General features: G+C 73.5%; 24 protein-coding genes, 1 pseudogene and 1 riboswitch. Of the genes and pseudogenes, 11 read left to right on the forward strand and 14 right to left on the reverse strand.

What is annotated here, in order from left to right; genetic code table 11:
* The first annotated feature begins 6 nt into the window (after positions 1-6).
* Entirely contained in the window at positions 7-471 is a 465-nt protein-coding gene (locus RBH18_RS12195; RefSeq protein WP_306207004.1) for a VanZ family protein, read from the forward strand.
* On the opposite strand, the gene RBH18_RS12200 is transcribed toward RBH18_RS12195, so the two are convergent.
* The 3 genes from RBH18_RS12200 to RBH18_RS12210 are packed head-to-tail and all read right to left on the reverse strand — an operon-like array spanning position 434 to position 2,002.
* Complete coding sequence (locus tag RBH18_RS12200; protein ID WP_306207006.1) at positions 434-1,243, reverse strand: hypothetical protein; 810 nt, start codon at positions 1,241-1,243, stop codon at positions 434-436. The genes RBH18_RS12195 and RBH18_RS12200 overlap by 38 nt on opposite strands.
* Before the next feature lie 56 nt (positions 1,244-1,299).
* A complete protein-coding gene (locus RBH18_RS12205) occupies positions 1,300-1,575 on the reverse strand; it encodes a DUF3817 domain-containing protein (protein ID WP_306207008.1) in 276 nt (91 codons plus the stop codon).
* A 1-nt stretch (position 1,576) separates the two neighbouring features.
* Complete coding sequence (locus tag RBH18_RS12210; RefSeq protein WP_306207010.1) at positions 1,577-2,002, reverse strand: hypothetical protein; 426 nt, start codon at positions 2,000-2,002, stop codon at positions 1,577-1,579.
* Positions 2,003-2,118: 116 nt separating this feature from the next.
* Between RBH18_RS12210 and RBH18_RS12215 the strand changes: the two genes are divergently transcribed.
* Positions 2,119-3,072, forward strand: a complete 954-nt coding sequence (locus tag RBH18_RS12215) for a GlxA family transcriptional regulator (protein ID WP_306207012.1) — start codon at positions 2,119-2,121, stop codon at positions 3,070-3,072.
* 376 nt (positions 3,073-3,448) lie between these two features.
* Here RBH18_RS12215 and RBH18_RS12220 read toward each other — a convergent pair whose 3' ends face one another.
* Entirely contained in the window at positions 3,449-3,919 is a 471-nt protein-coding gene (locus tag RBH18_RS12220; protein ID WP_306207014.1) for a hypothetical protein, read from the reverse strand.
* On the reverse strand, positions 3,916-4,302 hold the full coding sequence (locus RBH18_RS12225; RefSeq protein WP_305789493.1) for a winged helix-turn-helix transcriptional regulator: 387 nt from the start codon (positions 4,300-4,302) through the stop codon (positions 3,916-3,918). Before RBH18_RS12225 ends, RBH18_RS12220 begins: the two co-directional genes overlap by 4 nt.
* Before the next feature lie 74 nt (positions 4,303-4,376).
* Here RBH18_RS12225 and RBH18_RS12230 point away from each other — a divergent pair, with 74 nt between their 5' ends.
* The 3 genes from RBH18_RS12230 (at position 4,377) to RBH18_RS12240 (ending at position 7,222) form a co-directional block, all read left to right on the forward strand.
* On the forward strand, positions 4,377-5,369 hold the full coding sequence (locus RBH18_RS12230; RefSeq protein ID WP_306207017.1) for a zinc-binding alcohol dehydrogenase family protein: 993 nt from the start codon (positions 4,377-4,379) through the stop codon (positions 5,367-5,369).
* Between the two features lie 32 nt (positions 5,370-5,401).
* Entirely contained in the window at positions 5,402-6,556 is a 1,155-nt protein-coding gene (locus RBH18_RS12235) for a serine hydrolase domain-containing protein (protein WP_306207019.1), read from the forward strand.
* Positions 6,557-6,835: 279 nt separating this feature from the next.
* Positions 6,836-7,222, forward strand: a complete 387-nt coding sequence (locus tag RBH18_RS12240) for a nuclear transport factor 2 family protein (protein WP_306207021.1) — start codon at positions 6,836-6,838, stop codon at positions 7,220-7,222.
* A 583-nt stretch (positions 7,223-7,805) separates the two neighbouring features.
* Here the strand turns inward: RBH18_RS12240 and RBH18_RS12245 are convergent.
* The 5 genes from RBH18_RS12245 to mgrA form a co-directional block, all read right to left on the reverse strand.
* On the reverse strand, positions 7,806-8,189 hold the full coding sequence (locus RBH18_RS12245; protein ID WP_306207023.1) for a hypothetical protein: 384 nt from the start codon (positions 8,187-8,189) through the stop codon (positions 7,806-7,808).
* 17 nt (positions 8,190-8,206) lie between these two features.
* Entirely contained in the window at positions 8,207-8,713 is a 507-nt protein-coding gene (locus RBH18_RS12250) for an adenylyl-sulfate kinase (RefSeq protein ID WP_306207025.1), read from the reverse strand.
* 46 nt (positions 8,714-8,759) lie between these two features.
* Positions 8,760-11,000, reverse strand: a complete 2,241-nt coding sequence (locus tag RBH18_RS12255; RefSeq protein WP_306207027.1) for a M4 family metallopeptidase — start codon at positions 10,998-11,000, stop codon at positions 8,760-8,762.
* Between the two features lie 303 nt (positions 11,001-11,303).
* Positions 11,304-11,669, reverse strand: coding sequence for a hypothetical protein (locus RBH18_RS12260; RefSeq protein WP_306207029.1), 366 nt, complete (start codon positions 11,667-11,669; stop codon positions 11,304-11,306).
* A 246-nt stretch (positions 11,670-11,915) separates the two neighbouring features.
* A complete protein-coding gene (gene mgrA, locus RBH18_RS12265; RefSeq protein WP_306207031.1) occupies positions 11,916-12,911 on the reverse strand; it encodes an L-glyceraldehyde 3-phosphate reductase in 996 nt (331 codons plus the stop codon).
* A gap of 60 nt (positions 12,912-12,971) precedes the next feature.
* Positions 12,972-13,065, forward strand: a riboswitch (glycine riboswitch).
* Positions 13,066-13,143: 78 nt separating this feature from the next.
* Between mgrA and gcvP the strand changes: the two genes are divergently transcribed.
* Entirely contained in the window at positions 13,144-15,954 is a 2,811-nt protein-coding gene (gene gcvP, locus RBH18_RS12270; protein ID WP_306207033.1) for an aminomethyl-transferring glycine dehydrogenase, read from the forward strand.
* A gap of 655 nt (positions 15,955-16,609) precedes the next feature.
* On the opposite strand, the gene RBH18_RS12275 is transcribed toward gcvP, so the two are convergent.
* Positions 16,610-16,810 carry a DUF5999 family protein gene (locus RBH18_RS12275; RefSeq protein WP_306207035.1) on the reverse strand — a complete coding sequence of 67 codons (201 nt, stop codon included), beginning with the start codon at positions 16,808-16,810 and terminating at the stop codon, positions 16,610-16,612.
* Positions 16,811-17,741: 931 nt separating this feature from the next.
* Between RBH18_RS12275 and RBH18_RS12280 the strand changes: the two genes are divergently transcribed.
* Both RBH18_RS12280 and RBH18_RS12285 read left to right on the forward strand, forming a co-directional pair.
* Complete coding sequence (locus RBH18_RS12280; RefSeq protein WP_306207036.1) at positions 17,742-18,236, forward strand: peptide deformylase; 495 nt, start codon at positions 17,742-17,744, stop codon at positions 18,234-18,236.
* Positions 18,233-19,099: a class I SAM-dependent methyltransferase gene (locus RBH18_RS12285; RefSeq protein WP_306207037.1), complete on the forward strand. Its 867-nt coding sequence runs from the start codon at positions 18,233-18,235 to the stop codon at positions 19,097-19,099. The genes RBH18_RS12280 and RBH18_RS12285 overlap by 4 nt, the downstream gene beginning before the upstream one ends.
* A gap of 15 nt (positions 19,100-19,114) precedes the next feature.
* On the opposite strand, the gene RBH18_RS12290 is transcribed toward RBH18_RS12285, so the two are convergent.
* Genes RBH18_RS12290 through RBH18_RS12300 form a run of 3 tightly spaced genes read right to left on the reverse strand, consistent with a single transcriptional unit; the run spans position 19,115 to position 23,422 of the window.
* Complete coding sequence (locus tag RBH18_RS12290; RefSeq protein WP_306207038.1) at positions 19,115-20,260, reverse strand: alanine racemase; 1,146 nt, start codon at positions 20,258-20,260, stop codon at positions 19,115-19,117.
* Positions 20,247-21,902 carry an IucA/IucC family protein gene (locus RBH18_RS12295; RefSeq protein ID WP_306207039.1) on the reverse strand — a complete coding sequence of 552 codons (1,656 nt, stop codon included), beginning with the start codon at positions 21,900-21,902 and terminating at the stop codon, positions 20,247-20,249. Before RBH18_RS12295 ends, RBH18_RS12290 begins: the two co-directional genes overlap by 14 nt.
* A complete protein-coding gene (locus RBH18_RS12300; protein WP_306207041.1) occupies positions 21,899-23,422 on the reverse strand; it encodes an IucA/IucC family protein in 1,524 nt (507 codons plus the stop codon). The genes RBH18_RS12295 and RBH18_RS12300 overlap by 4 nt, the downstream gene beginning before the upstream one ends.
* 645 nt (positions 23,423-24,067) lie before the next feature.
* On the opposite strand from RBH18_RS12300, the gene RBH18_RS12305 reads away from it, so the two are divergent.
* The 3 genes and pseudogenes from RBH18_RS12305 to RBH18_RS12315 all read left to right on the forward strand — a co-directional run.
* The gene (locus tag RBH18_RS12305) at positions 24,068-24,982 is read left to right on the forward strand and encodes an ABC transporter ATP-binding protein (protein ID WP_306207043.1); all 915 of its coding nucleotides are present in this window, start codon (positions 24,068-24,070) and stop codon (positions 24,980-24,982) included.
* Positions 24,979-25,752 (forward strand): ABC transporter permease, encoded by a 774-nt coding sequence (locus tag RBH18_RS12310; RefSeq protein ID WP_306207045.1) that lies wholly within the window; start codon positions 24,979-24,981, stop codon positions 25,750-25,752. Before RBH18_RS12305 ends, RBH18_RS12310 begins: the two co-directional genes overlap by 4 nt.
* A gap of 95 nt (positions 25,753-25,847) precedes the next feature.
* Positions 25,848-26,245: pseudogene (locus tag RBH18_RS12315) on the forward strand (sensor histidine kinase); the annotation flags it as partial.

Genomic DNA, 26,245 nt, shown 5'->3' on the forward strand with positions numbered 1-26,245 from the left:
GTCACCATGCGGCGGCTCGTTCTCGGCACCATCTCCCTGCTCTACGCGGCGGCGGTCATCATGATCACGATCTTCCCGATCCGCCCGCACCCGCCGTCCTACTGGGCGGCGGAGCCCTTCTCGGAGATGGTCCACTGGATCCCGGGCGACGTGGACGCGCCCAGCTTCGTGCTCAACGTCATCATGTTCCTGCCGTTCGGCGTGCTCGGCCCGCTGCTCTCGCGCCGCTGCGACGGGTACGCCGCGATCGCCTGGCGGGCCGTGACGGCCAGCGCGGTGATCGAGCTGACCCAGCTCGTGCTGGGCCTGACGCTGGGCAGCCGGCGCACGATCGACGTCAACGACCTCATCGCGAACACGGCCGGCGCCCTGCTCGGACTGCTGATCCTCCGCCTGGCCGTGCCGGCCGCGGCGCACCGGGCGGGCCTGGCGGTCACACCAGCGGATCCGGCTCCACGTGGTGGATCTTGACGGGCATCCCGTCGGGCGTCTCGACGTGCAGCCGCGTACCCAGGTCGGGGTCGGTCTTGGTCTCCACGATCGTCACGTTGCGCTCGCGCAGCATGCGCTCCAGGCGGTCGAGGGGCATGGTCGCCGAGAAGTTGAGTTCCACGGTGCTCTCGCCGCGGGTGGGATCGGGCGGGCGCACGACCAGGCCGATCTGGGCCGTCCCCACCTGCATGAGCACCCACTCGCCGTCGCGGTCGCCGTGGACGAGCTCCCCGCCGAACGCCTCGTAGAAGGCGACGGCCGCGGCCATCTCCGCGACGTGCACCATCGGCTGCAGCGCGAGGCCGACGATCTGCGGCCGCGGTGTGGGCGGGGCGGGAACCTTGGCGACGCCGCGCTGGTTGGCGGGCCGCCGGCCGGGTGAGGCGGGCCAGCCGGCTGCCCGGTTCTTCGGCGTGGGCCGGGGCTTCGGCGGGGTGGCGGCGGGCGCTGGCGCGGTGTCCTCCGGCGCTTCGGGTCCGGGTGCGGGCTCGAGTACGGGCTCGGGCGCGGCCTCGAGTACGGGCTCGGGCGTGGCCTCAAGTACGGGCCGGACTGCGGCCTCAGGTACGGCCTCAGGTGCAGGCTCGGTCTCGGTCTCGGACGGATGGTTGAGGAACGGCGCGGGGATCGGGCGCGGATCGGCGGCGCGGCCGGAGACGGGACGGCGCGGCCCCGGGGTGGCAGGCGCGGCGTTCTGCCGGCCCCGGGTCGCCGCCTTGCCTCCGGACGGCGCCGGTCGTTGCTTGGCCATGGCGGACTCCTGTCGAGCGGCTCTCGGGCGCCGGCGGGTGCCGTCACCCGTGGGGCTCAACGACTGATGGCGTCCGTCGATACATCTGCGGTGTGCCGTTTTCCCGTCCGGCGCACGACGAGCCACCCGCCGACCCCGGGGATGACGGCGAGCAACCGGGTGGACACGCTCCGGGACTCGCGCACGGTGGCACCGATCACGACCAGATAAGCGCATCCGTGTACGGGCCCCAGCAGCGTCGCCACCACCGGCCAGTGCACGGTCGCGAGGTTGAGCAGCAGCAGGACCAGCGACGCCAGCTCGACCGCCGCGGCGCTCCGGAGAACCCGCACGTCAGGCCCCCGTCGTGGAGCCGGGCCGCACGATCATCAGGACGACGACCGCAGCCCACAGCACATTGAAGACGCCGGTGACCATGCCCAGCCGGCGCGCCGCGTTCCTGTCCGGTGTGACCAGGGCCGCGGCCTGCCGGGGCAGCACCACGCCCACCAGCAGCACAGCGGCCACCCCGGTCAGCGCGACCGACACGAGCAGCCATGCGTCGGTGAGCACGCCGAGCGCACTGGCCGTCGCGAGCCCCAGAACAGGCACCAGCAGGCCGAGCGCCGCGTACACCCGGCAGATCCGGTGCAGCACCCGCAGCACCGTGCGGTCCGGATCGCGCTTGAGCAAGCCCGGGAACATGCTGGCCGCCACGGTCACCGGGCCGATCGCCACGATGGCCGCGAGGACGTGCAGGGAGAGAAGCACTTTCGTCACGCCTGACGACCGTAGGGACGTCCGCCGCCACCGGACAGTGGCCGGAATGCCACATGTCAACGGATTCCCGCCACCCCGTGCGGACGGCCACGCCGGGAGGCCTACAGTGCGACGTCATGCACATCGTGGCCGTGCTCGCACTCGACGGCGTCATCGCCTTCGACCTGTCGACGCCCCTGGAGGTCTTCGGCCGGACCCGGCTCGCCGACGGGTCACCCGCTTACGAGGTACGCGTCTGCGCCCCGGCCGGGGAGGTCGATGCGGGCGCCTTCACGGTGCGGGCCCGGTGGCGCCTCGACGCGCTGGCGACGGCGGACACGATCATCGTGCCGGGGATCGCGGACGTCGGTGGTGACGTACCCGGGGAGGTCGTGGCCGGGCTGCGAGCCGCCGCGGCGCGCGGCACCCGGATCGCGTCCATCTGCGCCGGCGCGTTCGTCCTCGCCGCCGCCGGTCTGCTGGACGGGCGCCGGGCGACCACGCACTGGCTCGCCGCGGCCGGGCTCGCCGAGCGCTACCCGGCGATCGACGTCGACCCGGACGTCCTCTACGTCGACACCGGGCAGATCCTGACCTCGGCCGGCGCCGCCGCCGGCCTCGACCTGTGCCTGCACCTGATCCGCCGCGACTTCGGCTCGGCCGTCGCCGCGGACGCCGCCCGGCTGTCCGTGATGCCGCTGGAACGCGACGGCGGCCAGGCGCAGTTCATCGTGCCGGAACGCCCGCCCGCCCCGCGCGGCTCCGAACTCGAACCGCTGCTGCGCTGGCTCGACAAGAGCGCCGGCCGCGACCTGACCACGGCGGAGATCGCGGCGCGGGCGGGCATGAGCACGCGCACGCTGAACCGCCGCTTCCGCGAGCACACCGGCACGACTCCGCTGCAGTGGCTGCACCGCGCCCGCGTCCGCCACGCCCAGCACCTGCTCGAAACCACCGCGGACGGCGTCGACCGGATCGGCGCCACGGTCGGGTTCGGCTCGCCGACCGCCTTCCGCGACCGCTTCAAACGCATCGTCGGCACGAGCCCGCACGACTACCGCCGAGCCTTCCGCACCCGAACCCCCGCCTGACCCGAAGTGTCCCCCGCGCTTTTCGTCAAACGGCGCGTGGTGCCGGCAGTGAGGGGCGACGGCGGTGAGGGGCGACGGCGGTGAGGGGCGACGGCGGTGAGGGGCGACGGCGGTGAGGGGCGACGGCGGTGAGGGGCGACGGCGGTGGGCGGTCGTCGGCGGGTGCCGCTCGCACGCAGTTCGCCGGCGCGCGGTGTCGCTCGCGCGGGGCATCGCAGTCGGCGCCGGACACGCGCGGCGCATCGCAGGCTCGTGGCGTCGGCTGCGCGCGGCGCATCGCAGGCTCGTGGCGTCGGCTGCGCGCGGCGCATCGCAGGCTGGTGGGGGCGTCGGCAGTCGGCGTCGGCCGGAGGCCCGGTCGTGCGCCCGCCGCGGGTCAGTCGTTCAGTTGTGCGCGCTCGATCTCGGTCAAGGCCGCGGTGAGCACCTCCTCCGGCTTCTCGCCAACCGTCAGGTGGTTGATGAGCAGCGCGGCGTGCAGCGCCAGCGCGTCCGGCTTCGGCGGCGGGGAGCCGTCGTCGTCCCACACCTGCAGGGCGTTGGCGAGCAGGAAGAGCGTCACCTGCGGGTCCACCTCGGGACACCACGCGGCGGCGGCGCGCACGCTGCTCGACAACACCTCGCGTACGTCGTCGGCGTCCAGCCCGTCGGGATGCCGCGCCTCCAGGAGCACCCGCACGGCCGTGCCGAGGATCAGGCCGGTCGGGGCCTGGTCCTGCGCGGTGAGCCCGGCCACCGCCTCGGTCAGCGCCGCCCGGTCCTGCTGCCGGGCAGCCGCCACCGCCGCCACCGTGGCCGCCGCGATCGGGCGGGCCGGGGCGGGCACATGCCGCCATTCCTTGGTCACACGAGCACGCTAGCCCCGGGGTCCGACACTTTCTCCGCAGGGAACCGCTCGATGTTGTCGACGACCCACCGGCGCAGCAGGGCGAGCGGCTCGCAGGCGTCGCGGCCGAGCGGGGTCAGCGAGTATTCGACGTGCAGCGGGACGGCCGGGAACACCGTACGGTCGATCAGGCCGTGCTCCTCCAGGCGCCGGAGTGTGGCGGTGAGCACTTTCGGGCTCACCCCGTCGAGTCGCGTGCGCAGCTCGCCGAAGCGGCGCGGGCCGTCCTCGAGGGCGCCCAGGGCGAGGGCGCTCCACTTGTTGGCCAGCAGATCCAGCATCTGCCGGCACGGGCAGGAGGCGTCGTAGACGTCGTGGACCCGGCCGCAGGAGGTGGTCGTCATGGTCGCACCGTAGTACCCAAAGGGAACCAGTGGCCATTGACGGTAACTAGGGTCACCGAAATACCGTCCCCGGCATGGCTGAACTCATGAAAGCGGTGGGCTACCGCAAGTCCCTCCCGATCGCCGAGCCCGAGTCGCTGGTCGACCTCGAGATTCCGGTTCCGGCGCCGGGCGAGCACGATCTGCTCGTACGCGTGAAAGCGGTCTCCGTCAACCCCGTGGACGTCAAGGTCCGGGCGGGCGGTGACCCCGGCGACGAGCCCCGGATCCTCGGGTTCGACGCGGCCGGCGTCGTGGAGCAGGTCGGCAGCGCCGTCACGCTCTTCCGTCCCGGCGACGAGGTCTGGTACGCGGGGAGCATCGCCCGCCCCGGCACCAACGCCGAGTTGCACCTCGTGGACGAGCGCATCGCGGGTCCCAAGCCGGTCACGCTCGACTTCGCCGAGGCCGCCGCGCTGCCGTTGACGGCGATCACCGCGTGGGAGTCGCTCTTCGACCGCCTCCGGCTGACTGCGGAGAGTACGGGCACCCTGCTCGTCATGGGCGGCGCCGGCGGCGTGGGCTCGATCCTCATCCAGCTCGCCCGGAGGCTGACGAAGCTGGAGATCGTGGCCACCGCGTCGCGCCCCGAGTCGCGGCAGTGGGCGCTGGACCAGGGTGCGCACCGGGTCATCGGCCACGACGACCTCGTCGAGGCGCTGCCGGACGGCGTCGACTACGTCTTCTCCCCGCACACCCGGGACATGATCGAGACGTACGCCAAGATCCTCCGCCCGTACGGTGCGATCGTCGCGATCGACGAGCCGGAAGGTCTCGAACTGCTGCCCCTGAAGTCGAAGAGCATCGCGTTCCACTGGGAGCTGATGTTCACGGCCGCCCTGTACGGCCCGGCGGACAACGCCCAGCACGATCTCCTCGGCGAAGTCGCCGCACTGGTCGACAAGGGTGTGCTGCGGACCACTCTGACGGCCCGGTACGACGGCATCAACGCCGAGAACCTGCGGAAAGCCCACGCCGTGGTGGAGGCGGGGTCCGCAATCGGGAAGACGGTCGTCGCGGGTTTCTGATTTCTGTCGGTGGGGGCTGGCAAGGTGTCCCCATGACGCTGCACGAGGTTCTGACCGCACGCGTCGAGCGGGGCGAGCTCCCAGGAGCCGTCGCGCTCGTCGCCCGCGGCGACGATGTCCGGGTCGACGCCGTCGGCACCACCGCGTTCGGCGGCGCCGAGCCGATGCGCCGCGACACGGTCTTCCGCATCGCGTCGCTGACCAAGCCGCTGCTCGCGGCCCTCACCATGACCCTGGTCGAGGCCGACGTGCTCGACCTCGAGGAGCCGGTCCACAAGCTGCTCCCCGAGCTGGCCGGCCAGCGGGTCCTCGCCCGCCCCGACGGGCCGCTCGACGACACGGTCCCGCTCGCCCGGCCCCTGACCGTGGCGGACCTGCTGACCTTCCGGATGGGCTCCGGCATGGTGACCGAGCCGGTCTACAACCCGCCGTGGCCGGTGCTGGCGGAGCTGCGCGAGCGGGAGATCGTCTCGGGGCCGCCCTATCCGCCCAGCCCGTTGACGCCCGACGAGTGGATCCGCCGCTTCGGTGCCGTCCCGCTGATGTACCAGCCGGGGGAGAGGTGGCAGTACAACACGGGATCCGACGTCCTCGGCGTCCTGCTCGCCCGCGCGGCCGGCAAGCCGCTCGGCGAGGTCTTCCGCGAGTGGCTGCTCGACCCGCTCGGCCTGCGCGAGACGGGCTTCACGCTGCCCGCCGGCCGGGCCCGGGGGCTCCCGCCGCTCTACGGGACCGACCAGGAGAGCGGCACGATGGTCGAGGTCCCGGGGTCCGCCCCGGAAACCTGGACCGAGCCGCCCGTCTTCCCGTCCGGATCCGGCGGCCTCGTGTCCACTGTCGACGAATACCACACGTTCGCCCGCATGCTTCTGCGCAAGGGCGTGCACGGCGGCACCCGCATCCTGTCGGAGAAATCCGTCGAGCTGATGACGTCCAACCAGCTGACGCCCGACCAGATCACCGGCGCCGGCGCCCTGCTGTCGGGCGCGGGCTGGGGCTTCGGCCTGGCCGTCGTCATCGCGGCGGGTGACCTCGGCCACGTCGGGCAGTATGGGTGGTCGGGCGGCTCGGGCACCACCTGGTTCAACGACCCCGGCGAGGACCTGACCGCCATCCTGTTCACCCAGGTCAACGACATCCTCTGGAACGGCACGCTGACCGAGTTCGAGCGGCAGGCCCACGCATGACCGAGCTCGCCGTCCCGGGCCGCCCGGTCCGTGCGGTCGCCTCGATCGACCGGGCCGGTGGAGCGCACGGGCGCGCGGGGCCCGATCGCCGGCGTCTACGTGCGCGACCCGGACGGCAACCTGGTCGAGCTGGCGCACTACGCCGCGCAGTGATCAGCAGCGAGTACACGCGCGCCCGCGACGGCACCGGATCCCGGCGCGTCGGGGGAGGGGCGCTACACGCGGAATGATCCCCGCCGGTCGAAGGAGTGACATGATGGGGGCGGCGAAGGAGGAACCATGACCAGTCTCGATGCGGTCACCGGCTGGGTGACCAGCTACCGGGCGGCCTGGGAGTCCAACGATCCCGACGACATCGGGGGCCTCTTCGCCGAGGACGCCGCCTACTTCACCGAGCCGTGGGCCAAGCCGTGGCTCGGCCGCGACGAGATCGTCAAGTGCTGGCTGCAACGCAAGGACGACCCGGGCTCGACCACCTTCGACTGGCACCCCGTCATCGTCACCGACGAAGTGGCCGTCGTGGCGGCGCGCACGGTCTACACCGACCTCTCCCAGATCTTCCACAACATGTGGGTGCTGCGCCTCGACACCAACGGCCAGGCCCGGCAGTTCACCGAGTGGTGGATGCAGCAGCCCCCGCCCGACGCCGCCCGCGAAACGCCCTGACCCCGGGAGCCAGGTCGGCGTAGTCGGGGCGCCCGGCGCGGCCCGCGAGAGGCCCCGGCCGCCTCGCCTTGCCAGGCCCGCTCGGAGATGTCGCCCGGGCCGGCTCGGAGATGTCGCCCGGGCCGGCTCGGAGATGTCGCCCGGGCCCGCTCGGAGATGTCGCCCGGCGCGGCCCTGGGACTTCGCCCGGCGCGGCTCCGAGATGGCGCAGTCGTTACCCAGTTGCTCGGCGCGGCGCAGAGGAGTTGCGGGGACCGTTGCGCCCGGTGCGATGTGGGGCTCTGCGATTTTGCTTGGCGCCTTCGGGCGGGGCGCGGGTTGGAGCTTTGCGTGGACTCTTCGTCTGACGTGGGCGAGGGGAGCTGCGCGGGACTGCGGCCGGACAAGGGCGGCAAAGCAGCAAGGCAGCTGGAGAAGGGCAGCCAGGCGTCAGGGCGGGGAGACCGAGGGGCGGCCACGGTGACGTGGGCCTCAGGCCGGGCGGGCCTCAGGGGCGGGGCGTCAGGCGGGCGGGCCACGGTGACGTGGGCCTCAGGCCGGGCGGGCCTCAGGGGCGGGGCGTCAGGCGGGCGGGCGTGCGCTGTCAGAGGCGGCGGCCGCCCACGCCCTCAGCGGCACCCGCCATGCTCGCGGCAAGATCGTCTTCGTGCACTGACTCGATCAGGGTGAGCATCCAGCCGTGGCAGCGCGCCAGCATGCCGGCGGCGTCGGCGAAGGCGGCCGGACCCGGGTCGATGCCGTCCCGGACCAGGCGCCGGAGGTAGGAGCGGGCGATCGTCAGCTGCGTGGTGGCGGCCTCGACGGCGTGGACCAGGTCGTCCGGGCCACGGCGGACGGCCGCACGGGCGGCCGGCAGCGGATCGCCGGCGGCCGTCCCGCCGATCCAGGCCAGCAGCTCCTCGAGCTCCGCCGCCGCCACGCTCATCCGGCCGATCGCTGTCGATGTCTCCGTGCTCAGGGCAGTCATCCGGCCACCCTGTCACCTCACCAGCCGGCGGCGGCCGCGACACGGCGGGCGATCTCGTCCGGCGGCGCGTCGCCCGCCTCGACCACGAAGTCCTCGACCGCCGCGCGGGTCAGGACGGCGTCGAGCTCGGCGGCGCGGGCGAGGTGCCGGCGCAGGCCGGCGTCGAGGCGGTGGCGGGCGGTCAGCCGGTCCCGCACCACGGCAAGATCGACATCCAGGCGACAGACCCGCAGGGGTACGCCCACAGCCCGCGCGTAGTCCGCCCGCTCCCCGTGGCTCTCGACCACCCCGGCCAGCACGAGCCGGTCGGCGGTCCCGAAGTTGCGGGTCACCGCGGCCACGTTCGCCACGGCCAGCTCGTGGCGGAAGGGGTCGCCGGGCGGGCTGGGCCACGAGTGGCGGAGACGGTCGATGTCGAGGACGGCGTGCGGGACGGAGCGGTCGGCGAGGAGGTCACCGAGGGCGTCCGCGACGGTGGTCTTGCCGGCGCCGACCGTACCCGTCAGAAGCAGAGCCTGGTCCACAGCAGGAGGGTAGGCCCCACCGGGCGGCGGGGCCCACCGGAATTCGTCAGAGGGTCAGCGACCAGCTGGTCAGCGTGCCGGTGTCGAGGTTGGCGGCGTCCTGGACGCGGAGCTTCCAGGTGCCGTTGGCGGCCTCCGAGGAGAGGTTGAGCGGGAACTCCTTGTCGATGTTGTCGGCCGAGCCGCCCGAGCGGCTCTGCAGCACGTAGGCCGTGCCGTCCGGGGCGATCAGGCTGACGACCAGGTCACCGATGTAGGTGTGGAGGATCTGGACGTCGACGATGCTCGTGGCGGAGGGGGTGGCCCCGCAGCCGGTGATGACGAGGTCGCTGTCGACGGTGGTGTTGTCGAGGATCGCCAGGCCGGGGCTGACGCTGCCCGAGCAGCCCGGGGCGCTGCTGACGCCGACGGTCAGCGCCTTGGCGTGGCTCACCGACGGGGTGGTGGCTTTGAGCGTGACCTGGGCGGAGCCCGAGCCGGCCGTGTCGCTCGCGGTGACGGTGACCGTTGTGGACTCGCCGGCCGGAACCGTCGAGGGCTCGAAGGTGACAGTGACACCCGCGGGGACGCCCGTGGCGGTGAAGGTGACCGGCTCGGCCTCGCCGCTCGTCAGCTCGGTGGACAGCGTCACCGTGGCCGAGGTGCCCGGGGCGATGGCGACCGAGGACTCCGACAGGGCGACGGAGAAGTCGTTGCCGGTGGAGGAGCAGTTCTCGTCCGTGCCGGCCACGTTGACCGCGGTCCACGCGGCCTGCACCGCGCGGTACTCGGCGCCGCAGAGGCCGTACAGGTCGGTGGCTGCCGCCAGGGTGTAGGCGCGGGCCGTGTTGCCGGGCGTCGTGGTGTTGACGTAGCTGGTGTTCGACACGAAGTAGCTGTCCAGCGCCCGGAACCAGATCTTCGCGGCCTTCTCGCGGCCGATGCCGGTGACCGGGTCGGCGGTGCCGCAGACCGGCGAGGTCCCGTACGCCGTCGCGCCGCTGCCCTCGGCGAGGTCGAAGAAGAAGTGGTTCGCCACGCCGGACGAGTAGTGCACGTCCACGCTGCGGGTGCTCGTCGACCAGCAGCCGTGCGAGTCGCCGTCGAGCGCCGGGTCGTACATGTAGCGCAGCGGGGTGCCGTTGCCGTTGATGTCGATCTTCTCGCCGATGTCGTAGTCGCCCGGGTCGCCGGTGCTGTCCGCGTAGAACTCGACCATCGAGCCGAAGATGTCGCTGGTCGCCTCGTTGAGGCCGCCGGACTCCCCGGAGTACGTGAGCCCGCCCGGCACCACGTTCTCGGTGACGCCGTGCGACATCTCGTGCCCGGCGACGTCCAGGGCGACGAGCGGCTTGGCGTTGCCGCTGCCGTCGCCGTAGGTCATCTGGGCGCCGTCCCAGAAGGCGTTCACGTACGCGTTGCCGTAGTGCACCCGCGACGGCACGCCCCGCCCGTCGCCGAAGATGCCGTTGCGCCCGTGCACGTTCTTGAAGTAGTCGAACGTCACCGCCGCCCCGAAGTGCGCGTCCACGGCCGCCGACGCCCGGTCGGAGGGGGCGCCCGTGCCCCAGGTGTTGTCGGCGTCGGTGAACGTGGTGCACGTACCGGAGGTGCGGTTGTTGAGGTCGCAGGTCGTGCCGTTGCCGCGCGTCGGGTCGACCAGTGCGAAGCCCGTCGCCGCGGTGGTCGACTCGACGGCCACCTGACCCGAGTAGATGCTGTTGCCCGTGCCGGCGATGTTCTCGATCTCGTCGTAGGTGCCGACGACCGTGCCGGTGCGCGCGTCCGTGATGACGTGGTACCGCGACGGCGTCTGCCCGTCGGGCTGCCATCCGGTGACGACCGTCTCCCAGGAGAGCCGGCCGGTGCCGCTGCTCGCGTCGACGAACAGCTCCGGCGTACCGGTGGAGGTGAGCTTGCCCTTGAAGGTGGCCGTGGCGGTGCGGGCAGTCGCGGCCGCGCCGACCGCGGGGGTGGTGTTCAGGCTCAGGGGCTTGGCCAGGCCGACCGAACTGCCGGCGTACGTGCCGTCCGCGCGCGTGCGGATGACGATGTCACCGCCGTACACCCGCAGGCCGTCGTAGGTGCGCGTGTAGCGGGTGACGCCGCCCTTCGCGTCCTTCTTGCTGCTGTAGACCTGGTACGCGTCCCGGGCCGACCCGCGCACGGCGGCGGCGTGCGTGTCCAGGGCCCGTTCCGCGGCGGCCCTCGGCGACGGGTCCGGTGCGGCCTGGGCGGCCGTGGCGGTGGCCGTCAGGCCTCCCGCGGCCAGCGCGGCGGCGCCGGCCAGCGCGACTGCTCTTCTCACGTGCGTCCTCCCCACGCGACGGACATTGGCGTCCGTCAATGAGCAAGACTCTGCCGGTCATTTGTTAAGACTGTGTTTCATTCCATGTCCATCGATGTCAGTGCCGCCGTGAGGTCTGCGGCGGCCGCCGGCGCCGGTGCCGATCTGGCGGTCTCATCCCTGGTCAGCGCGATGCGCCCGGCGCGGGCCGGCCTTTCCGCCGCGGTCGGGCGTCGCCAGTTCCGCGCGATACACCAGGACCTCGACGTGGGTGACAGGATCGTCGCCGGCCCGCGGGTCGGTCTGTCCTCGAGGGCTACGGCGTCAGGCCGCGGCCCGGGTGACGGCCCGCCGCAGCGCCGGGTGCCGCTCCTCCCACGCCCGGCGCACGGCCCGGGGAAGATTCAGCTCGGGCCACACCCGCACGAGCGTGGGCCCGTGCAGATGGTCGCGCAGCTCGCCGACGCGGATGGCCTCGCGCAGCACGTTCTCGTACATCCAGAGCAGCATGGTGTGCTGCCCGAGGTCGAAGGTGCGCTGCGGGTTCCACCAGAGGCGCAACGGCAGCTCGACCAGGCCGCTCTCGGGCCCGGCCAGCTCCGTGAGCGTCCCGGCGACGACGACGGCGCGGTGCGGCCGGCTCAGCGGGACGGCGGGAGCGTCGTCGAGCTCGCGCTCGCGGGTGAACATGGGACAAGCGTAAACCGCGACCCTGCCTGGAGTCTCACCGCCTAGGTTCCTAGGATGCCTGAGGGGGTGTGCCTCCGGCACCAATTCCTCAACACGACGGCTTCGCCGACGAGCCCGGCAATTTTCTCGTACGGGGGTCAGCAGCGCTTCGATCCGCTGGCGTTGCGGTCGCGGCGTGGACGCCTCGCGGTCGTGGTCGGCTTCCGACCGCGACCGCGAGGATCGTGTGCCTGGGGAGGAGCTCCGTCACAGGTCGAGGACGGTGGCGTCGATCTCGTCGAGCTCGCTCTGGGACAGGCGCAGGGTCTGCAGGGCGAGGACGTTGTTCTCGAGCTGGGCGACGCTGCTGGCGCCGATGATGAGGCTGGTCATGCGGGGGTCGCGCAGTGCCCAGGCGAGAGCCATCTGGGCGAGGCTCTGACCGCGGCGCTTGGCGATGTCGTTGAGCGAGTGGAGGCGGGCGAGGGTCGTGGCGTCGAGGGCGTCCTCGTTGAGGAAGCGGCTGGTGCGGATGCGGCTGTCTTCGGGGATGCCGTTGAGGTAGCGGTCGGTGAGCAGGCCCTGCTGCAGGGGGCTGAAGGCGATGCAGCCGGCGCCGGCGGTCTCGAGGGTGTCGAGGAGGTTGTCGCGTTCGGTCCAGCGGTTGAGGATCGAGTAGGAGGGCTGGTGGATGAGCAGGGGGGTGCCCAGCTCGGCGAGGACGCGGGCGGCTTCGGCGGTCTGTGCGGAGGTGTAGTTGGAGAGGCCGACGTAGAGGGCTTTGCCGCTGCGGACGATGGCGTCGAGGGCGCCCATCGTCTCCTCGACGGGGGTGTCGGGGTCGGGGCGGTGGTGGTAGAAGATGTCGACGTAGTCGAGGCCGAGGCGCTGCAGGGACTGGTCGAGGCTGCTGATGAGGTATTTGCGGCTGCCGCGGTCGCCGTAGGGGCCGGGCCACATGTCGTAGCCGGCCTTGCTGGAGATGACGAGTTCGTCGCGGTAGGGCTTGAGGTCGGTGCTCAGGAGACGGCCGAAGTTGGTTTCGGCGCTGCCGTAGGGCGGGCCGTAGTTGTTGGCCAGGTCGAAGTGGGTGACGCCGAGGTCGAAGGCGCGGCGGACGATGGCGCGCTGGGTGTCGAAGGGCTTGTTGTCGCCGAAGTTGTGCCAGAGGCCGAGGGAGAGGGCGGGCAGCTGGAGGCCGCTGCGCCCGGCGCGGCGGTAGGTCATGGTGTCGTAGCGGTTCTGGGCCGCGGAGTAGGTCACACACCACAGCCTACGAATAGGGGTCCGCGTCATGATCACTGGTAGGTTGGGGTCAGCCGAACCACCCACGCGGGAGAGACCGCTCGTCACGAAGCGGCGCCGAAGGGGCAAATCCTCCCCGGAACCTCTCAGGCAAAAGGACTGCGCGGGGTGAGGCGACTCTGGAGTGCGCGTGCTGGGTATGACAGAGGGGGAGGGTTGACCGCTGACCCCCTGCCCCGGGAGCCGCCACATGAGTTTCGCCCATCGCCATATCGGCCCGGATGCCGAGGCGCAGACCCAGATGCTGAAGGCCATCGGCCAGTCGTCGCTGGACGCGTTGATGGATGCCGCGATTCCGGAGGTGATCCGCTGGCACGGCACGCTCGCGTTGCCGGAGGCCGCTTCGGAGGAGGAGGCGATCGCGGAGCTGCGGGAGATCGCGGGCCGTAACACGGTCGCGCGGTCGATGATCGGGCTGGGTTATTACGGGACGGTGACGCCGGCGGTGATCCGCCGCAACGTGCTGGAGAGCCCGGCGTGGTACACCGCTTACACCCCGTATCAGCCGGAGATCTCGCAGGGCCGGCTGGAGGCGTTGCTGAACTTCCAGACGATGGTGACCGACCTGACCGGGTTGACGACGGCGAACGCGTCGATGCTGGACGAGGGCACGGCGGTCGCGGAGGCGATGACGCTCGCGAAGCGGGCTTCCAAGAGCAAGAGCATGACGTACGTGGTGGACGCCGACACGTTCCCGCAGACGCTGTCCGTGCTGCGCACGCGGGCCGAGCCGCTCGGCATCGAGTTGCGCCTGGTGGATCTGGACGCGGGTGAGGAGTTGCCGGCGGAGTTCTTCGGTCTGCATCTGCAGTATCCGGGGGCGTCCGGGGCGATCCGCGATCACCAGGCTCTGGTCGAGAGCGCGCACGGCAGGGGTGCTCTGGTGACGGTCGCGGCGGATCTGCTGGCGCTGACGCTGGTGCGGGCGCCGGGGGAGATCGGGGCGGACATCGCCGCGGGCACGACGCAGCGCTTCGGCGTACCGCTGGGATTCGGGGGTCCGCACGCGGGTTACCTGGCCGTGCGCGCCGGGCTGGAGCGCTCGCTGCCGGGCAGGCTTGTCGGGGTGTCGAAGGACGCGGACGGCGCGCCGGCCTATCGGCTGGCGTTGCAGACGCGGGAGCAGCACATTCGCCGGGAGAAGGCGACGAGCAACATCTGCACGGCGCAGGTGCTGCTCGCGGTGATGGCGAGCATGTATGCGGTGTATCACGGCCCGGCCGGGCTGCGGGCGATCGCGACGCAGGTGCACGAGCTGGCCGGTGCGCTGGCGTCGGGGCTGCAGGGCGGTGGCGTGGAGGTGGCGCACCGGGCGTTCTTCGACACGGTGACCGCTGTGGTGCCGGGGCGTGCTGCGGAGATCGTGGGCAACGCGGAGGCGAAGGGCATCAACCTGCGGCTGGTCGACGCGGACCGGGTGTCGATCTCCGTGGACGAGACGACGACGGTGCGGGACGTCGCCGTGGTGCTGGAGGCGTTCGGGCTGCACGAGGGCGTCGAGGTGCACAACGGCATCCCGGCCGGGCTGCGGCGCGGGACGGACTTCCTGACGCATCCGGTGTTCCACGCGCATCACTCGGAGACGGCGATGCTGCGTTATCTGCGCAAGCTGTCGGACCGTGACTACGCCCTGGACCGGGGCATGATCCCGCTGGGCTCGTGCACGATGAAGCTGAATGCGACCACGGAGATGGAGCCGGTCACCTGGCCGGAGTTCGGCAACATCCATCCGTATGCGCCGGCGTCGCAGACGCGGGGCTATGAGGCGCTTGTCTCGCAGCTGGAGGGCTGGCTGGCGGAGGTGACCGGCTACGACGCGGTGTCGGTGCAGCCGAACGCCGGTTCGCAGGGTGAGCTGGCCGGGCTGCTGGCGATCCGTGGCTACCATCGTTCGCGCGGTGAGCAGCACCGTGACGTGTGCCTGATTCCGTCGAGCGCGCACGGGACGAACGCGGCCAGTGCCGTCATGGCGGGGATGCGTGTCGTGGTGGTGGCGTGCGACGACATGGGCAATGTCGACCTGGCCGACCTGGATGCGAAGATCGAGAAGCACCGGGACGCGCTGTCGGCGATCATGGTGACCTATCCGTCGACGCACGGTGTGTACGAGAAGGGCATCGCCGAGCTGTGTGCGAAGGTGCACGACGCGGGCGGTCAGGTGTATGTCGACGGGGCGAACCTGAATGCGCTGGTGGGCTTCGCGCGGCCCGGCAAGTTCGGGGCGGATGTCTCGCATTTGAACCTGCACAAGACGTTCTGCATCCCGCACGGCGGCGGTGGTCCGGGGGTTGGGCCGGTCGCCGTGCGGGAGCACCTGTCGGCCTTCCTGCCGGGTGATCCGCTGTCGCAGGCGGCGGACACGCACGCGGTGTCGGCGGCGGCGCACGGGTCGGCGGGGATCCTGCCGATCAGCTGGGCGTACCTGCGGATGATGGGTCCGGACGGGCTGAAGCAGGCGACGGCGGCGGCGGTGCTGGCGGCCAATTATGTGGCGGCGCGCCTGCGGGATCACTACCCGGTGCTGTACGCGGGCAACGAGGGCCTGGTCGCGCACGAGTGCATTCTGGATCTGCGCCCGATCACGAAGGCGACGGGTGTGAGCGTGGACGATGTGGCGAAGCGGCTGATCGACTACGGGTTCCACGCGCCGACGATGTCGTTCCCGGTGGCGGGCACGTTGATGGTCGAGCCGACGGAGAGCGAGGATCTGGCGGAGCTGGACCGGTTCTGCGCGGCGATGATCGCGATCAAGGGGGAGATCGACCGGGTCGGCGCGGGTGAGTGGCCGGCCGATGACAATCCGCTGCGCAACGCCCCGCACACGGCGGCGGCGGTGACGGCGGACGAGTGGGAGCATGCCTATCCGCGGTCGCTGGCCGGGTTCCCGGAGGGGGTGGACCGGACGGCGAAGTACTGGCCGCCGGTGCGGCGCATCGACGGTGCGTACGGGGACCGGAATCTGGTGTGTTCGTGCCCGTCGCCGGAGGCGTTCGAGGACTGATCGCTGGTGGGGGCCGGGTCTGCCTGCGGGTGGGCCCGGCTTTGCCGTGTCCTTGGGTGATCACCGTGTTCGTCGGCGTCGTGCCCGGCCCCGGCGGCCTCACCGCGATCCTGCTGCTGCTGGCCTCCGATCCGGTCGTCGGCCCGGACGTTTCGCTGCCGGCGGGTCGTCGCGCTCAGGGGCGTCGAGGGCAGGCGGGCGCACGGAAACGGGCCCGCGGCCGGGGGGACAGCTGCGGGCCCGTTTCGGGGTGCCTGGACCAGGCGTCGGCACGGGGGCGGGTGCCGGCGGTCCGGGCGTGCGGGGGAGCGTGGCAGCGCTCGGGGGCGGCGTCGTCGCCGCTTGGCGGGTCCCGGTGGCGGCCGGCGTCGGTGCCGGACCGGTGCCGGTGCTGTCCGGCTGGCTGCGGCGCGGGCCTCGGCGTCGTCGCCGTGTCGCGCGGGCCTCGGCGGCGTCGCCGGGGCGGCGGCATGCGGGCCGGGTCGCCGGGTGTCCCGGTGCCGAAACGCCGGTGGCGGGGTCGGGCGGCCGGGTGTGGTGGCCTGGCTGCGCGGGGCCCCGGGTTGCCCTCGGGGTGCGGGGGCGTGCCGGGTGCCGGCCGGGTGGTGGCTCTCAGACTGCGAGGGCGTGCCGGGTGGTGGCCGGGTGGTGACTCTCAGGCTGCGAGGGCGTGGCGGGCCGGGCCGCGGTGCGGCTCGATGAGGCGGCCGTCGGGCAGGAGCTCGCCGGTGTCCTCGAAGACGATGACGCCGTTGCAGAGCAGGCTCCAGCCTTGCTCCGGGAAGGTCGCCACGATCCGGGCGGCCTCGCGGTCCACGGCCTCGGCGGTGGGGCAGGGGTTCTGGTGCTGGCACATCACGGGGTCTCCGGTAGGGGCTTGTGTTGAGCTTCACATCAACGGGGCCGAACACTACTCCTTCCGGAACGAGTCCGGGAGGAGCGGGTGACGGGCTCCGCCGGTGCGAGGGCACTGTTCAGATGTTCCACGGTGGCGGCCGATACGGCCACTGTCGGACACACGTGCAACCTGACGGACCGGTTCATCCGGCCTCCTGCCTGCACGGTCACCGTCCGTCATGCCACCTCGGACGGTGGCGCCCCGGAGGCGGCGACCCGCCGAGCTTGGGTCACGGGGGCGCCGGGGCGACGGACTGATGGTGCGAAAACTCCGCCGAACGGCCAGCGTGATCCATCCGATCGGCACCCCTCAGCGCGACTCTGTGTTGCCGAGGTGCGTGTCTGCGTAACCGGTTTCGACAGTGTGGGTTGTCGATGTCCGCGTCGGCGCGCACCTGTGGTTTCGCCGCTGTCGATCTCCTGCTCGCGGGGCCGGGGAGCGGAGCCGGAGCGGGCAAGATCGTCGCTCTGGGTTACGCATCGGGAGCGGTCGAAGACGTCGCGTGTGCGTACCGGTTTCGGCGGGAACGAGATCCGGCGCCCCACCGCCCGGGCGTGTCGCGCCGCTCCTTCGGCGGCGCTGCCGGACTAGTCACGTCTCTACAGCGCGTCACCGTGCGGGCGGCCGCCGGCGTGGCGCGGGTGCTGGAACCCGACAGATGCCGAGGCGCGTGGGAGCGCTCTCGGGGTCCGGGCCGCGGCCGGCGACGGTCCGGAGGGGAATCCGGCATGCCGGACCAATCGCGCGTGTGCGAACGCGTGGGAACATGTGCGGAGTTGTCCCGCAAGATCACATGGCGGCCGCTGTGACGGATCACCGCCGCCGGACCCCTTGTGCGCACGCCCACCGGGGCGATATGCGCGTCCGCGCGCCCGGTAGGTTGAGGCACATGACTGTGCGTCCCATCCGGATCTTCGGCGACCCCGTCCTGCGCACCCCGGCCGAGCCGGTCACCGCGTTCGACAACGAGCTGCGCGCCCTGATCGCCGACCTGGAGGACACCGTCCGCGAGCCCGGCCGCGCCGGGGTCGCCGCCCCGCAGATCGGCGTGGGCCTGCGCGCCTTCTCCTACAACGTCGGCGGCCGCGTCGGTCACCTGGTCAACCCGGTGCTCAGCGACTTCGACGGCGAGCAGGACGACGAGGAGGGCTGCCTGTCGCTGCCCGGCCTCGGCTTCGCCACCCCGCGCGCGTTCGCCGTCACCGCGACCGGCTTCGACCAGCACGGCGCCCCGGTGACCATCGCCGCCACCGGCTTCCTCGCCCGCGCCCTGCAGCACGAGACCGACCACCTCGACGGCCGCCTCTACATCGACACCCTCACCGGCGACACCCGCCGCCAGGCCCTGCGCGAGCTGCGCCGCACCCTGCCGGCCCGCGCATGACCCCGGAGCCCGCCAAGCCCACACCGCCCGCGCCCGGCTCCGCACCCGCGCCCGTGCCCGGCTCCGCGCCCGGCTCCGCGCCCGGCTCCGCGCCCGGCTCCGCGCCCGGCTCCGGCTCCGCGCCCGGGCCCGTCACGGCGGAGTCCGGCATCACCCGGCTGGCCCGGGCCTCGCTCGCCGCGGGCGACGCGACGGGCTGGTTCGAGCGGCTCTACGCCGAGGCCGAGGCCGGCGCGGCCGAGATCCCCTGGGACAGCGAGCACCCCAGCCGCCTGCTCACCGAGTGGGCCGAGCACGGCGACGTCACCGGCGCCGCCCGCACCGCCCTGGTCGTCGGCTGCGGGCCGGGCCGCGACGCCGAGTACCTGGCCCGGCTCGGCTTCGTGGTCACCGCCTTCGACATCTCCGCCACCGCGATCCGCACCGCGCGCCGGCGCCACCCCGACTCGCCGGTGGACTACGTCGAGGCTGACCTGCTGGCCCTGCCGCACGCCTGGCGCGGCGCCTTCGACCTGGTCGTCGAGAGCAACAACGTCCAGGCCCTGCCCGAGCCGGTCCGCCGCCGCGCCATCGCCGCGATCGGCCCGCTGGTCGCCCCGGGCGGCACCCTCCTGGTCCTGGCAGCCGCGCACGGCACCACGACCACCGCACCCGTACGCGATCACGCCCTGCGCGTCGGCGTAGTCGGTACGAACACCACCGCGGAGGACATGGCGGCGGACGGCCCGCCGTGGCCGCTCACCCGCGCCGAGATCGACGCCTTCGCCGCCGGCACCGGCCTGACCCCGATCGCCGTCGAGCACCTGACCGACCCGTCAGGCCCGTTCGTCACCCGCTGGCGAGCCGAGTTCACCGCCGCCTGACAGACTCCCGCCCGCTCACAGGATCACGAACTCCGGCGGCGGGTGGCGCAGGAACTCGTGGTGCGAGATGTCCCACCCGTACGCCCCGGCCCGCCCGAACACCACCACGTCGCCCGCCCGCAGCAGCCCGACCCGCTCCCCGCGCGCCAGCACGTCGCGCGGCGTGCACAACTCGCCGGCCACGTCCACCTCGGCGTCGCGTACCTGCGGCCGCTGCCACGGGTACGGCCACTGCGGCACGTCCAGCACGGTGAACGGATGGCTGTAGCCCCACGCCGCGGGCAGCCGGAAGTGATGCGTCCCGCCGCGCAGCACCGCGAACCACCGCCCGTGCGTGCGCTTGACGTCCAGCACCGTGGCCGCGTACCAGCCGGCGTCCGCAGCCAGGAACCGCCCCGGCTCGACGATCAGCGTCACCCCGCCGGGCACCCGCACGTCGCGCAGCGCCGCCACGTCCATGCGCGCCGCGCTGCGGTAGTCGACGCCCAGTCCGCCGCCGGCGTTGACCACGCGCAGCCGCAGCCCGTGTTCGCGGGCGGTGCGCACCGACCAGTCGAGGCAGTCGGTGAGGAAGCGGGCGTGGGCGGCGCCGTCGAGGTTGTTCGACACCGCGTGCAGGTGGAAGCCGATCACCCGCACGTGCGGCGCGGGCAGGGCGAGCACCTCGCCCAGCTGCGTCTCGTCGATGCCGAACGCGGTGGGCGTACCCGTCATCGCATGGCTGCCCGACGGCCCGGCGGCGGCCCGGTTGATCCGCAGGCACACGTCGGCCACGACCCCTTCGGCGGCGGCCAGCGCGTCCAGGCGGCGCAGCTCGTGAGCGCTCTCCACGTTGATCTGCGCGCCCGCCCGCACCGCCAGGGTGAGCTCGGCGTCGGTCTTGGCGGGCCCGCCGAACACGAGGCGCCGCGCCCCCGCCTCGACGGCCAGCCGCAGCTCCCCGCCGGAGGCGACTTCGAGGCCGTCGCACGCCTGGGCCAGGGCCCGGACCATCTCGGGGTGCCCGTTGGCCTTGACCGCGTACAGCAGGACGGTCCCGGCGGGCAGCGCCGCCCGCACCTCGGCGGCGCGCCGGCGGGCCACGGCGCGGTCGTAGACGTAGGCGCACACCGGCGCCGGCAGTGACCGCAGGGCCGCGGCGACGCGATCAGGCAGGGACATGCAGCGGATTCTCCACGGGCAGGTACTCGTCGCCGGCGCCGGCCAGCCGCATCCGCACCAGCGCCTTGTGCGGCACCCGCGGCGCGGTGAACGCGGCGTGGTCCTCGCGGGCGGCCGCGGCCAGCCACGGCGGCGGGCCGGCGGAGAGCACCGTGTCGTACGTCTGGTCGACCACCGCCCGCACGATGCGCCACGCCGTGGTCTCGTCGAGGCCGTGCGAGTCGCCCAGGCGGATCACCAGCTCGCCGAGGTGGGCCTGGAACAGGGTGTAGCCGATCTTCGCGCGCAGCACCCCGGGGTCGCCGGTGCCGACCACCGACCCGGGCCACAGCGCCACCTCGTGACCGGCCGCGGCCAGCCGGCCCGGGTGCAGCCGCATCCCCGCGAAGTCGCGCACGGCCAGCCGCCGCGGCACCCCGGCGGCGAAGACGGGCAGGCAGTTCTGCAGGTGCGCCTCGAACGCCACCCCGTGCAGGGTCAGGCGCAGCAGCGGCGGCACGACCAGCCGGGCGTACGCGTCCAGGAACGCCCCCGCCGCCGCGGCGTCGTCGGCCCGGCCCGTCGCCGCGGCGAACCGGCGCACCAGCGTGGCCGCGACGAACGGCAGCGCGCTGCCGGGCACCGCCTCCTCGCCCGCGGCGAGCCGGCCGGTCAGCCCGTCGCGCAGGATCGCCGACATGTCACGCCCCGACCCGGCCGGCACCGCGGCGCCCGCGGTCTCGGCGAGCAGCAGCAGCCGCCCCGCGTCCGGGTCGCCGGCGGCCAGCCGGTGCAGCAGCCGCGACACCGCGGGCCCGTTGCGGGTGCTGGCCACCGAGATGCTGCGCCGGGTGGAGGTGACCTGGATGTCGAGCGACACCTTCACGTACCGGCGCCGCCCGTCGGCACCGGCCGGCAGCAGCAGCGTGCGCAGCGCCGCGGTCGGCACCGCGTCGAGCTCGGCGTCGAGCACCCGCACCGCCCCGCCGGCGATCAGCTCCCGGTAGCGGCTGCGCAGCACGAAGTCGCGCTGCCACGCGTGCACCGGCTGCAGGTGGAAGCCGGGCGGCGGCTGCGGCAGCCACGGGTACGCCTCGCGCAGCGCCGCCCCGACGTCGTCGCCCAGGTGCGCGTCGTCGCGTACGGCCACGAACCCGACCCGGGTGTGCCCGGCCTCCAGATCGTGGGCCAGCACGTCGGTGGTGTCCCAGCCCAGCCGGGTCCGTCCGCACGGGTGCAGGTTGTGCCCGGCCACCGCCAGCCGCTCCCCGGCCACGGCGAGCTCGTCGGCGCCGGCGCCGGCCGGCACCACGGGCAGCAACGGCTGCCGCGCCACCGCCACCGCCAGGTTGATCACGGCGTTGCGCAGCTCCCGGGCCAGTCCGGCCGCCCCGGGCAGGTGGACGGGCACCAGCTCGGCGGGATCGTCGGCGTCGGACCGGGCGTACTCGACCCGGCCGAACGCGTGGCGCCGGCCGCCCGGCGCCGGCGGCACGAGCCGCTCGCGCACCAGGGCCCCGAGCAGCCGCCGCCCGACCGTGTCCGCCGCCGGGCCCAGCGCCGCCTCGAACCCGGCCAGCAGCTGCGGGGCGTGCACCGCCAGCGCGGCACCGGTGTGCGCGGCGGACAGCGCCAGCCGCCCCGGCGCGACACTGCTGGTCATGCGGCCACCTCCAAGGGGTTGGGCACGGACGCCCAGATGTCGTCGAGCGGGTCCGCGGCCAGCCGCATCGCCGTGGTCGCCTTGACCGGCAACGGCCCGGTGAGCAGCGCCCGCGCGTCCGGCGTGCCGGTGGCGGCCACCGCGCGGCCGGTGACGGTCCACAGTTTCTCCGCGTCGGCGCCACCGCGTGCCAGCACGGCGACCAGCTGACCGGTCGCCGCCGCGAACAGCGCCGCGGCCAGCTTGGTGCGCAACTGCTGCGGATCGTCGCAGGGCAGGTCCCCGGCCAGCGGCGGCACCGGCAGCCCGGCGGCGGCCAGCCGGCGCGGGCTGACCCGCACCCCGCCGAAGTCGCGGTACACGATGCGCACCGGCCGCCCGGCGCGCAGCACCACCAGCGTGTTCTGCCCGTGGGCCTCCAGCGCGACCCCGCGGGTGAGCAGCTGCAGCAGCGGCGGCACCAGCAGCGCGGTCAGCTGCTCCCACCAGGCGTACGGATCCCGCGCCACCTGCCACAGCAGCGGCCGGCCGTCGCCGGGGTCCGCCGCCGCCAGCGCCGCGAGCGGCAGCACCACCTCACCCGGCCCGACCCGGGGCGCGCGCCGCCGCACGTGCGCCAGCCGCCGATCCGGCCGCCCGTCCACCAGCACCGCCCCCGCCGTCTCCGCCAGCACCTCGAACGCCAGCCCGGCCGTCATGGCCCCCAGCAGCTCCGACAGCCGGGGCCCGTTGTGCACCGCCGCCGGCGACACGGTCCGCACCGCCGAGGTCATCTGGATGTCGACGGCCGTCTTGACGTGCTCGTGCCCGGCGTCGACGGTGCGCAGCGACATCAGCGGCCGCACCGGGCCGCTGCGCCCGAGCCGGGTCAGCCACCCGAACTCCGCCAGCAGCCGCTCGGCCTGCCACGGATGCGCCAGCAACTGCGGCGGCCCGTCGCCGTGCCACCGCCCGGCCGGCACGCCCAGCCGCACCAGCCGCAGCGACGCCCGGTGCTCCGGCGCGTAGGCGAGGACCCCGGCGACGTCGAGGCCGGCGCGGGTGCGGCAGCACGGGTGCAGCGGGTGCCCGTCGAGGACCAGCTGCTCGAAGTCGGCGAGCCCGGCGCCGTCGGCGAGCCCGGCGCCGTCGGCGGGGCCGGCGCCGCCGACGGGGCCGAGCAGCGGTCGCGGTGGGGGAGGGTCGGCGTACGCCAGGGCCAGGTTGGCGACGCTGTTGCCCAGCTCCGCGACGAACCCGGCCGCCCAGCCCAGCAGCCCGGCCAGCTCGGCGGGATCCTGCACGGCCCGGTCGCCGACGTGGACGGTCAGCCCGGGCGGCGCCTGCGCGAACATCGCCGCGGCCGCCGCCGGGTAGCGCACCCGCGCCGCCCCGGGCAGCCCCTCACGCCGCAGCGCGCCCAGCACCCGCGCGAGGATCTCGGCGCGGGCACGCGGCAGCGCGGCGTCGAACGCCCCGATCAGCTCGGGGCGCACGACCGCGAGCTCGGCACGGGTCTGGACGGCATCGGCGGCAGGCACGCGCTCATTGTCCGGCAGCGACCCGCCCACCCTAACATCCTAGGATGCTCTACAGGGTGTGCGCCGTCTCATCGGGACCGCACAAAGACCAAACCAAAAGGAATCAACGACGACCCATCAATTTCATTTGGGCAGCTCAGGTCAGGTGACGAGGGGGTGGCCCGGACGGCGCCGGTGCGCGGCCCCGGTGACCGCGGCGTGGGCGAGGTCACGCCGGGACGGCCGCCTCCTTGGCCGGGTCGAGGCCGACCACTGGCCGATCGGGACGCTGCGGCGCCGGCCCGTCCAGCGCCGACAGCCACGCCCACGTGTCCGCGACCGTGTCACCGATCGGGCGTACGGCCAGACCGGTGCGGTGACCGCCGCGGGCGCTGGAAGCGTCGCCCGCGGCGGCCCGGACCCGGTGCGGCCGTCCCGGTCGGGAAGGTTGGGGACTTCCCGGACCGCCCCGGGTGGCGGGTTTCCTCACCGTCGCGGCGGGATGCGGTGAACCGGTCCAGTGTGGACGCGCGGGCGGGTTGATCGGCAGCGCCGGGCGGCCGGTGGGGTCGGTCCTTTCGTCCGATGGACCCCTGACGGATGTCATGGGGCAGAGGTGACGGGTGGCCTGCACACCGGGCCCGCGCCCCGCGCAGGCTTGGGGGCATGACGGTGGAGCTGCAGGGTGTGGTGAAGCGCTTCGGCGCGGTGACCGCGGTCGACGGGCTGGATCTGCGGATCGGCGCCGGCGAGGTGGTGGCGCTGCTGGGGCCCAACGGGGCGGGCAAGACCAGCACGGTCGACATGATGCTGGGGCTGTCGGCGCCGGATGCGGGGTCGGTGCGGATCCTGGGGGGCGCGCCGCGCGAGGCCGTGGCCCGGGGGCTGGTGTCGGCGGTGATGCAGTCGGGCGGGCTGCTCAAGGACTACACGGTGGCCGAGACGGTGCGGCTGACGGCGGCGCTGTTCGGCCGTTCGCGCCGTGACGTCGACGCGGTGCTGCGCCGGGCCGGCATCGCGGAGATCGGCGGCCGGCTGGTGGGCAAGTGCTCGGGCGGGCAGCAGCAGCGGCTGCGGTTCGCGATGGCGCTGCTGCCGGATCCGGAGCTGCTGATCCTCGACGAGCCGACCACGGGGATGGACGTGTCGGGGCGCCGCGACTTCTGGGAGGCGATCCGCGCCGATGCGCGCTCGGGCCGCACGGTGATCTTCGCGACGCACTATCTGGACGAGGCGGATGCGTACGCCGACCGGGTGGTCTTCGTGCGCCGGGGCCGGGTGGTGGCCGACGGGTCGGCGGCGCAGGTCAAGGCGATGGCGTCGGGCCGCACGGTGCGCGCGTGGTGGCCGGGGGCCGACGAGGCGGCGCTGCGGGCGCTGCCGGGGGTGGACGAGGTCCAAGTGCGGGGGGAGTCGGTGGTGGTGCGGGGCAAGGACTCCGACGAGGTGGCGCGGTTCTTGCTGACGCGCACGCCGGCGCGGGACCTGGAGATCGCGGCGCACAACCTGGAGGAGGCGTTCCTGGCGCTGACCGCTGACGACGCGCTGACCGCTGACGACGCCGGGGCGGTGACCCGATGAGCGCGGCGGCACCGGCGGTGCGGCGCTGGGGCGGGTTCTCGGCGGGGATGCTGGGGCTGGAGCTGCGGCGCATGGCCCGCAACCGGCGCACGGTGGTGTTCACGGTGATCATGCCGCCGGTGTTCTTCCTGCTGTTCGGTGCGAACGCCGACTACCGCTCGACGCGCGCCGGCGACGGCAACCTGACGGCGTTCGTGCTGGTCAGCATGGCGGTCTACGGGGCGATGCTGGCGTGCACGGCCGGTGGGGCGATGGTGTCGGTGGAGCGGGCGGTGGGCTGGTCGCGGCAGTTGCGGCTGACCCCGCTGACGCCGGCGGCGTATGTGGCGGTGAAGCTGGTCCTGGCCATGGTCGTCGGGGCGGTGTCGGTGGTGGCGACGTTCGTGGTGGGGGCGTTCGCCGGGGCGGACATGCCGGTGTCGGCCTGGGTGGGGTGCGGGCTGCTGGCGTGGGTGTGCGCGCTGGTGTTCGCGGCGTTCGGGTTGTTCATGGGCTATCTGCTGCCGAGTGAGAATGTGATGCAGGTGCTGGGGCCGGTGCTGGCGGTGCTGTCGTTCGCGGGCGGGTTGTTCGTGCCGGTGGACTCGCTGGGGCACGTGTTCGCGAGCATCGCGCGGTTCACGCCCGCCTACGGGGTGGGGGTGCTGGCCCGGGCGCCGCTGGCGCACGAGGGGGAGCTGTGGGTGGCGGTGGTGAACGTGGTGGCCTGGACGGCGCTGTTCGCGGCGGGGGCGATGTGGCGCTTCCGCAGGGACACCGCGCGGGTGTGAAGCACGGACACGGCGCCGGTGGGAAGCACGGACACGGCGCCGGTGGGAAGGGTGAGCGTCCGCGGGCAAACAGGCTCGCGTGGCTGTTCGCCGCGGTGTGGCTGTTCTACCTGGGGCAGAACCTGTCGGCGCTGTCGCGGGCGGACGGGTGGCGGCGGGATGTGGGTCTCGCCGCCCTCGCCCTGTTCGCGGTGACCTATCTGGCGGCGGTGCGCTTCATCGGGCCGCGGATGCCGCGCTGGCGCGGCTCGTGGCGGGTATGGGTGGTCCTGGCGGGGATGCTGGCGCTGACGGCGGCACAGGTGCCCGGCGCCGGCTTCCACGCGCTGACCTGCCTGGTGTATGTGGCGGCGCTGGCGATGCTGGGGCTGCCGTTGCCGCAGGGCGTGCCGTTCACCGTCGCGCTGGTGATCGCGGCGGAGGTGCTGACCTGGCGGGTGCCGGGCTGGCAGGACCCGCGCGCCGGGCCTGGATCGCGAGCCGCCCGGACCCG

This window comes from Actinoplanes oryzae (assembly GCF_030757795.1).
In the GTDB taxonomy this organism is placed as follows: Bacteria; Actinomycetota; Actinomycetes; order Mycobacteriales; family Micromonosporaceae; genus Actinoplanes.

Excerpts from the sequence above, each read along its gene's own strand:
- RBH18_RS12195 (WP_306207004.1), top strand. The coding sequence starts at position 7 with ATGCGGCGGCTCGTTCTCGGCACCATCTCCCTGCTCTACGCGGCGGCG.
- RBH18_RS12200 (WP_306207006.1), bottom strand. The coding sequence starts at position 1,243 with ATGGCCAAGCAACGACCGGCGCCGTCCGGAGGCAAGGCGGCGACCCGG.
- RBH18_RS12215 (WP_306207012.1), top strand. The coding sequence starts at position 2,119 with ATGCACATCGTGGCCGTGCTCGCACTCGACGGCGTCATCGCCTTCGAC.
- RBH18_RS12225 (WP_305789493.1), bottom strand. The coding sequence starts at position 4,302 with ATGACGACCACCTCCTGCGGCCGGGTCCACGACGTCTACGACGCCTCC.
- RBH18_RS12230 (WP_306207017.1), top strand. The coding sequence starts at position 4,377 with ATGGCTGAACTCATGAAAGCGGTGGGCTACCGCAAGTCCCTCCCGATC.
- RBH18_RS12235 (WP_306207019.1), top strand. The coding sequence starts at position 5,402 with ATGACGCTGCACGAGGTTCTGACCGCACGCGTCGAGCGGGGCGAGCTC.
- RBH18_RS12240 (WP_306207021.1), top strand. The coding sequence starts at position 6,836 with ATGACCAGTCTCGATGCGGTCACCGGCTGGGTGACCAGCTACCGGGCG.
- RBH18_RS12245 (WP_306207023.1), bottom strand. The coding sequence starts at position 8,189 with ATGACTGCCCTGAGCACGGAGACATCGACAGCGATCGGCCGGATGAGC.
- RBH18_RS12260 (WP_306207029.1), bottom strand. The coding sequence starts at position 11,669 with ATGTTCACCCGCGAGCGCGAGCTCGACGACGCTCCCGCCGTCCCGCTG.
- gcvP (WP_306207033.1), top strand. The coding sequence starts at position 13,144 with ATGAGTTTCGCCCATCGCCATATCGGCCCGGATGCCGAGGCGCAGACC.
- RBH18_RS12275 (WP_306207035.1), bottom strand. The coding sequence starts at position 16,810 with ATGTGCCAGCACCAGAACCCCTGCCCCACCGCCGAGGCCGTGGACCGC.
- RBH18_RS12280 (WP_306207036.1), top strand. The coding sequence starts at position 17,742 with ATGACTGTGCGTCCCATCCGGATCTTCGGCGACCCCGTCCTGCGCACC.
- RBH18_RS12285 (WP_306207037.1), top strand. The coding sequence starts at position 18,233 with ATGACCCCGGAGCCCGCCAAGCCCACACCGCCCGCGCCCGGCTCCGCA.
- RBH18_RS12290 (WP_306207038.1), bottom strand. The coding sequence starts at position 20,260 with ATGTCCCTGCCTGATCGCGTCGCCGCGGCCCTGCGGTCACTGCCGGCG.
- RBH18_RS12295 (WP_306207039.1), bottom strand. The coding sequence starts at position 21,902 with ATGACCAGCAGTGTCGCGCCGGGGCGGCTGGCGCTGTCCGCCGCGCAC.
- RBH18_RS12305 (WP_306207043.1), top strand. The coding sequence starts at position 24,068 with ATGACGGTGGAGCTGCAGGGTGTGGTGAAGCGCTTCGGCGCGGTGACC.
- RBH18_RS12310 (WP_306207045.1), top strand. The coding sequence starts at position 24,979 with ATGAGCGCGGCGGCACCGGCGGTGCGGCGCTGGGGCGGGTTCTCGGCG.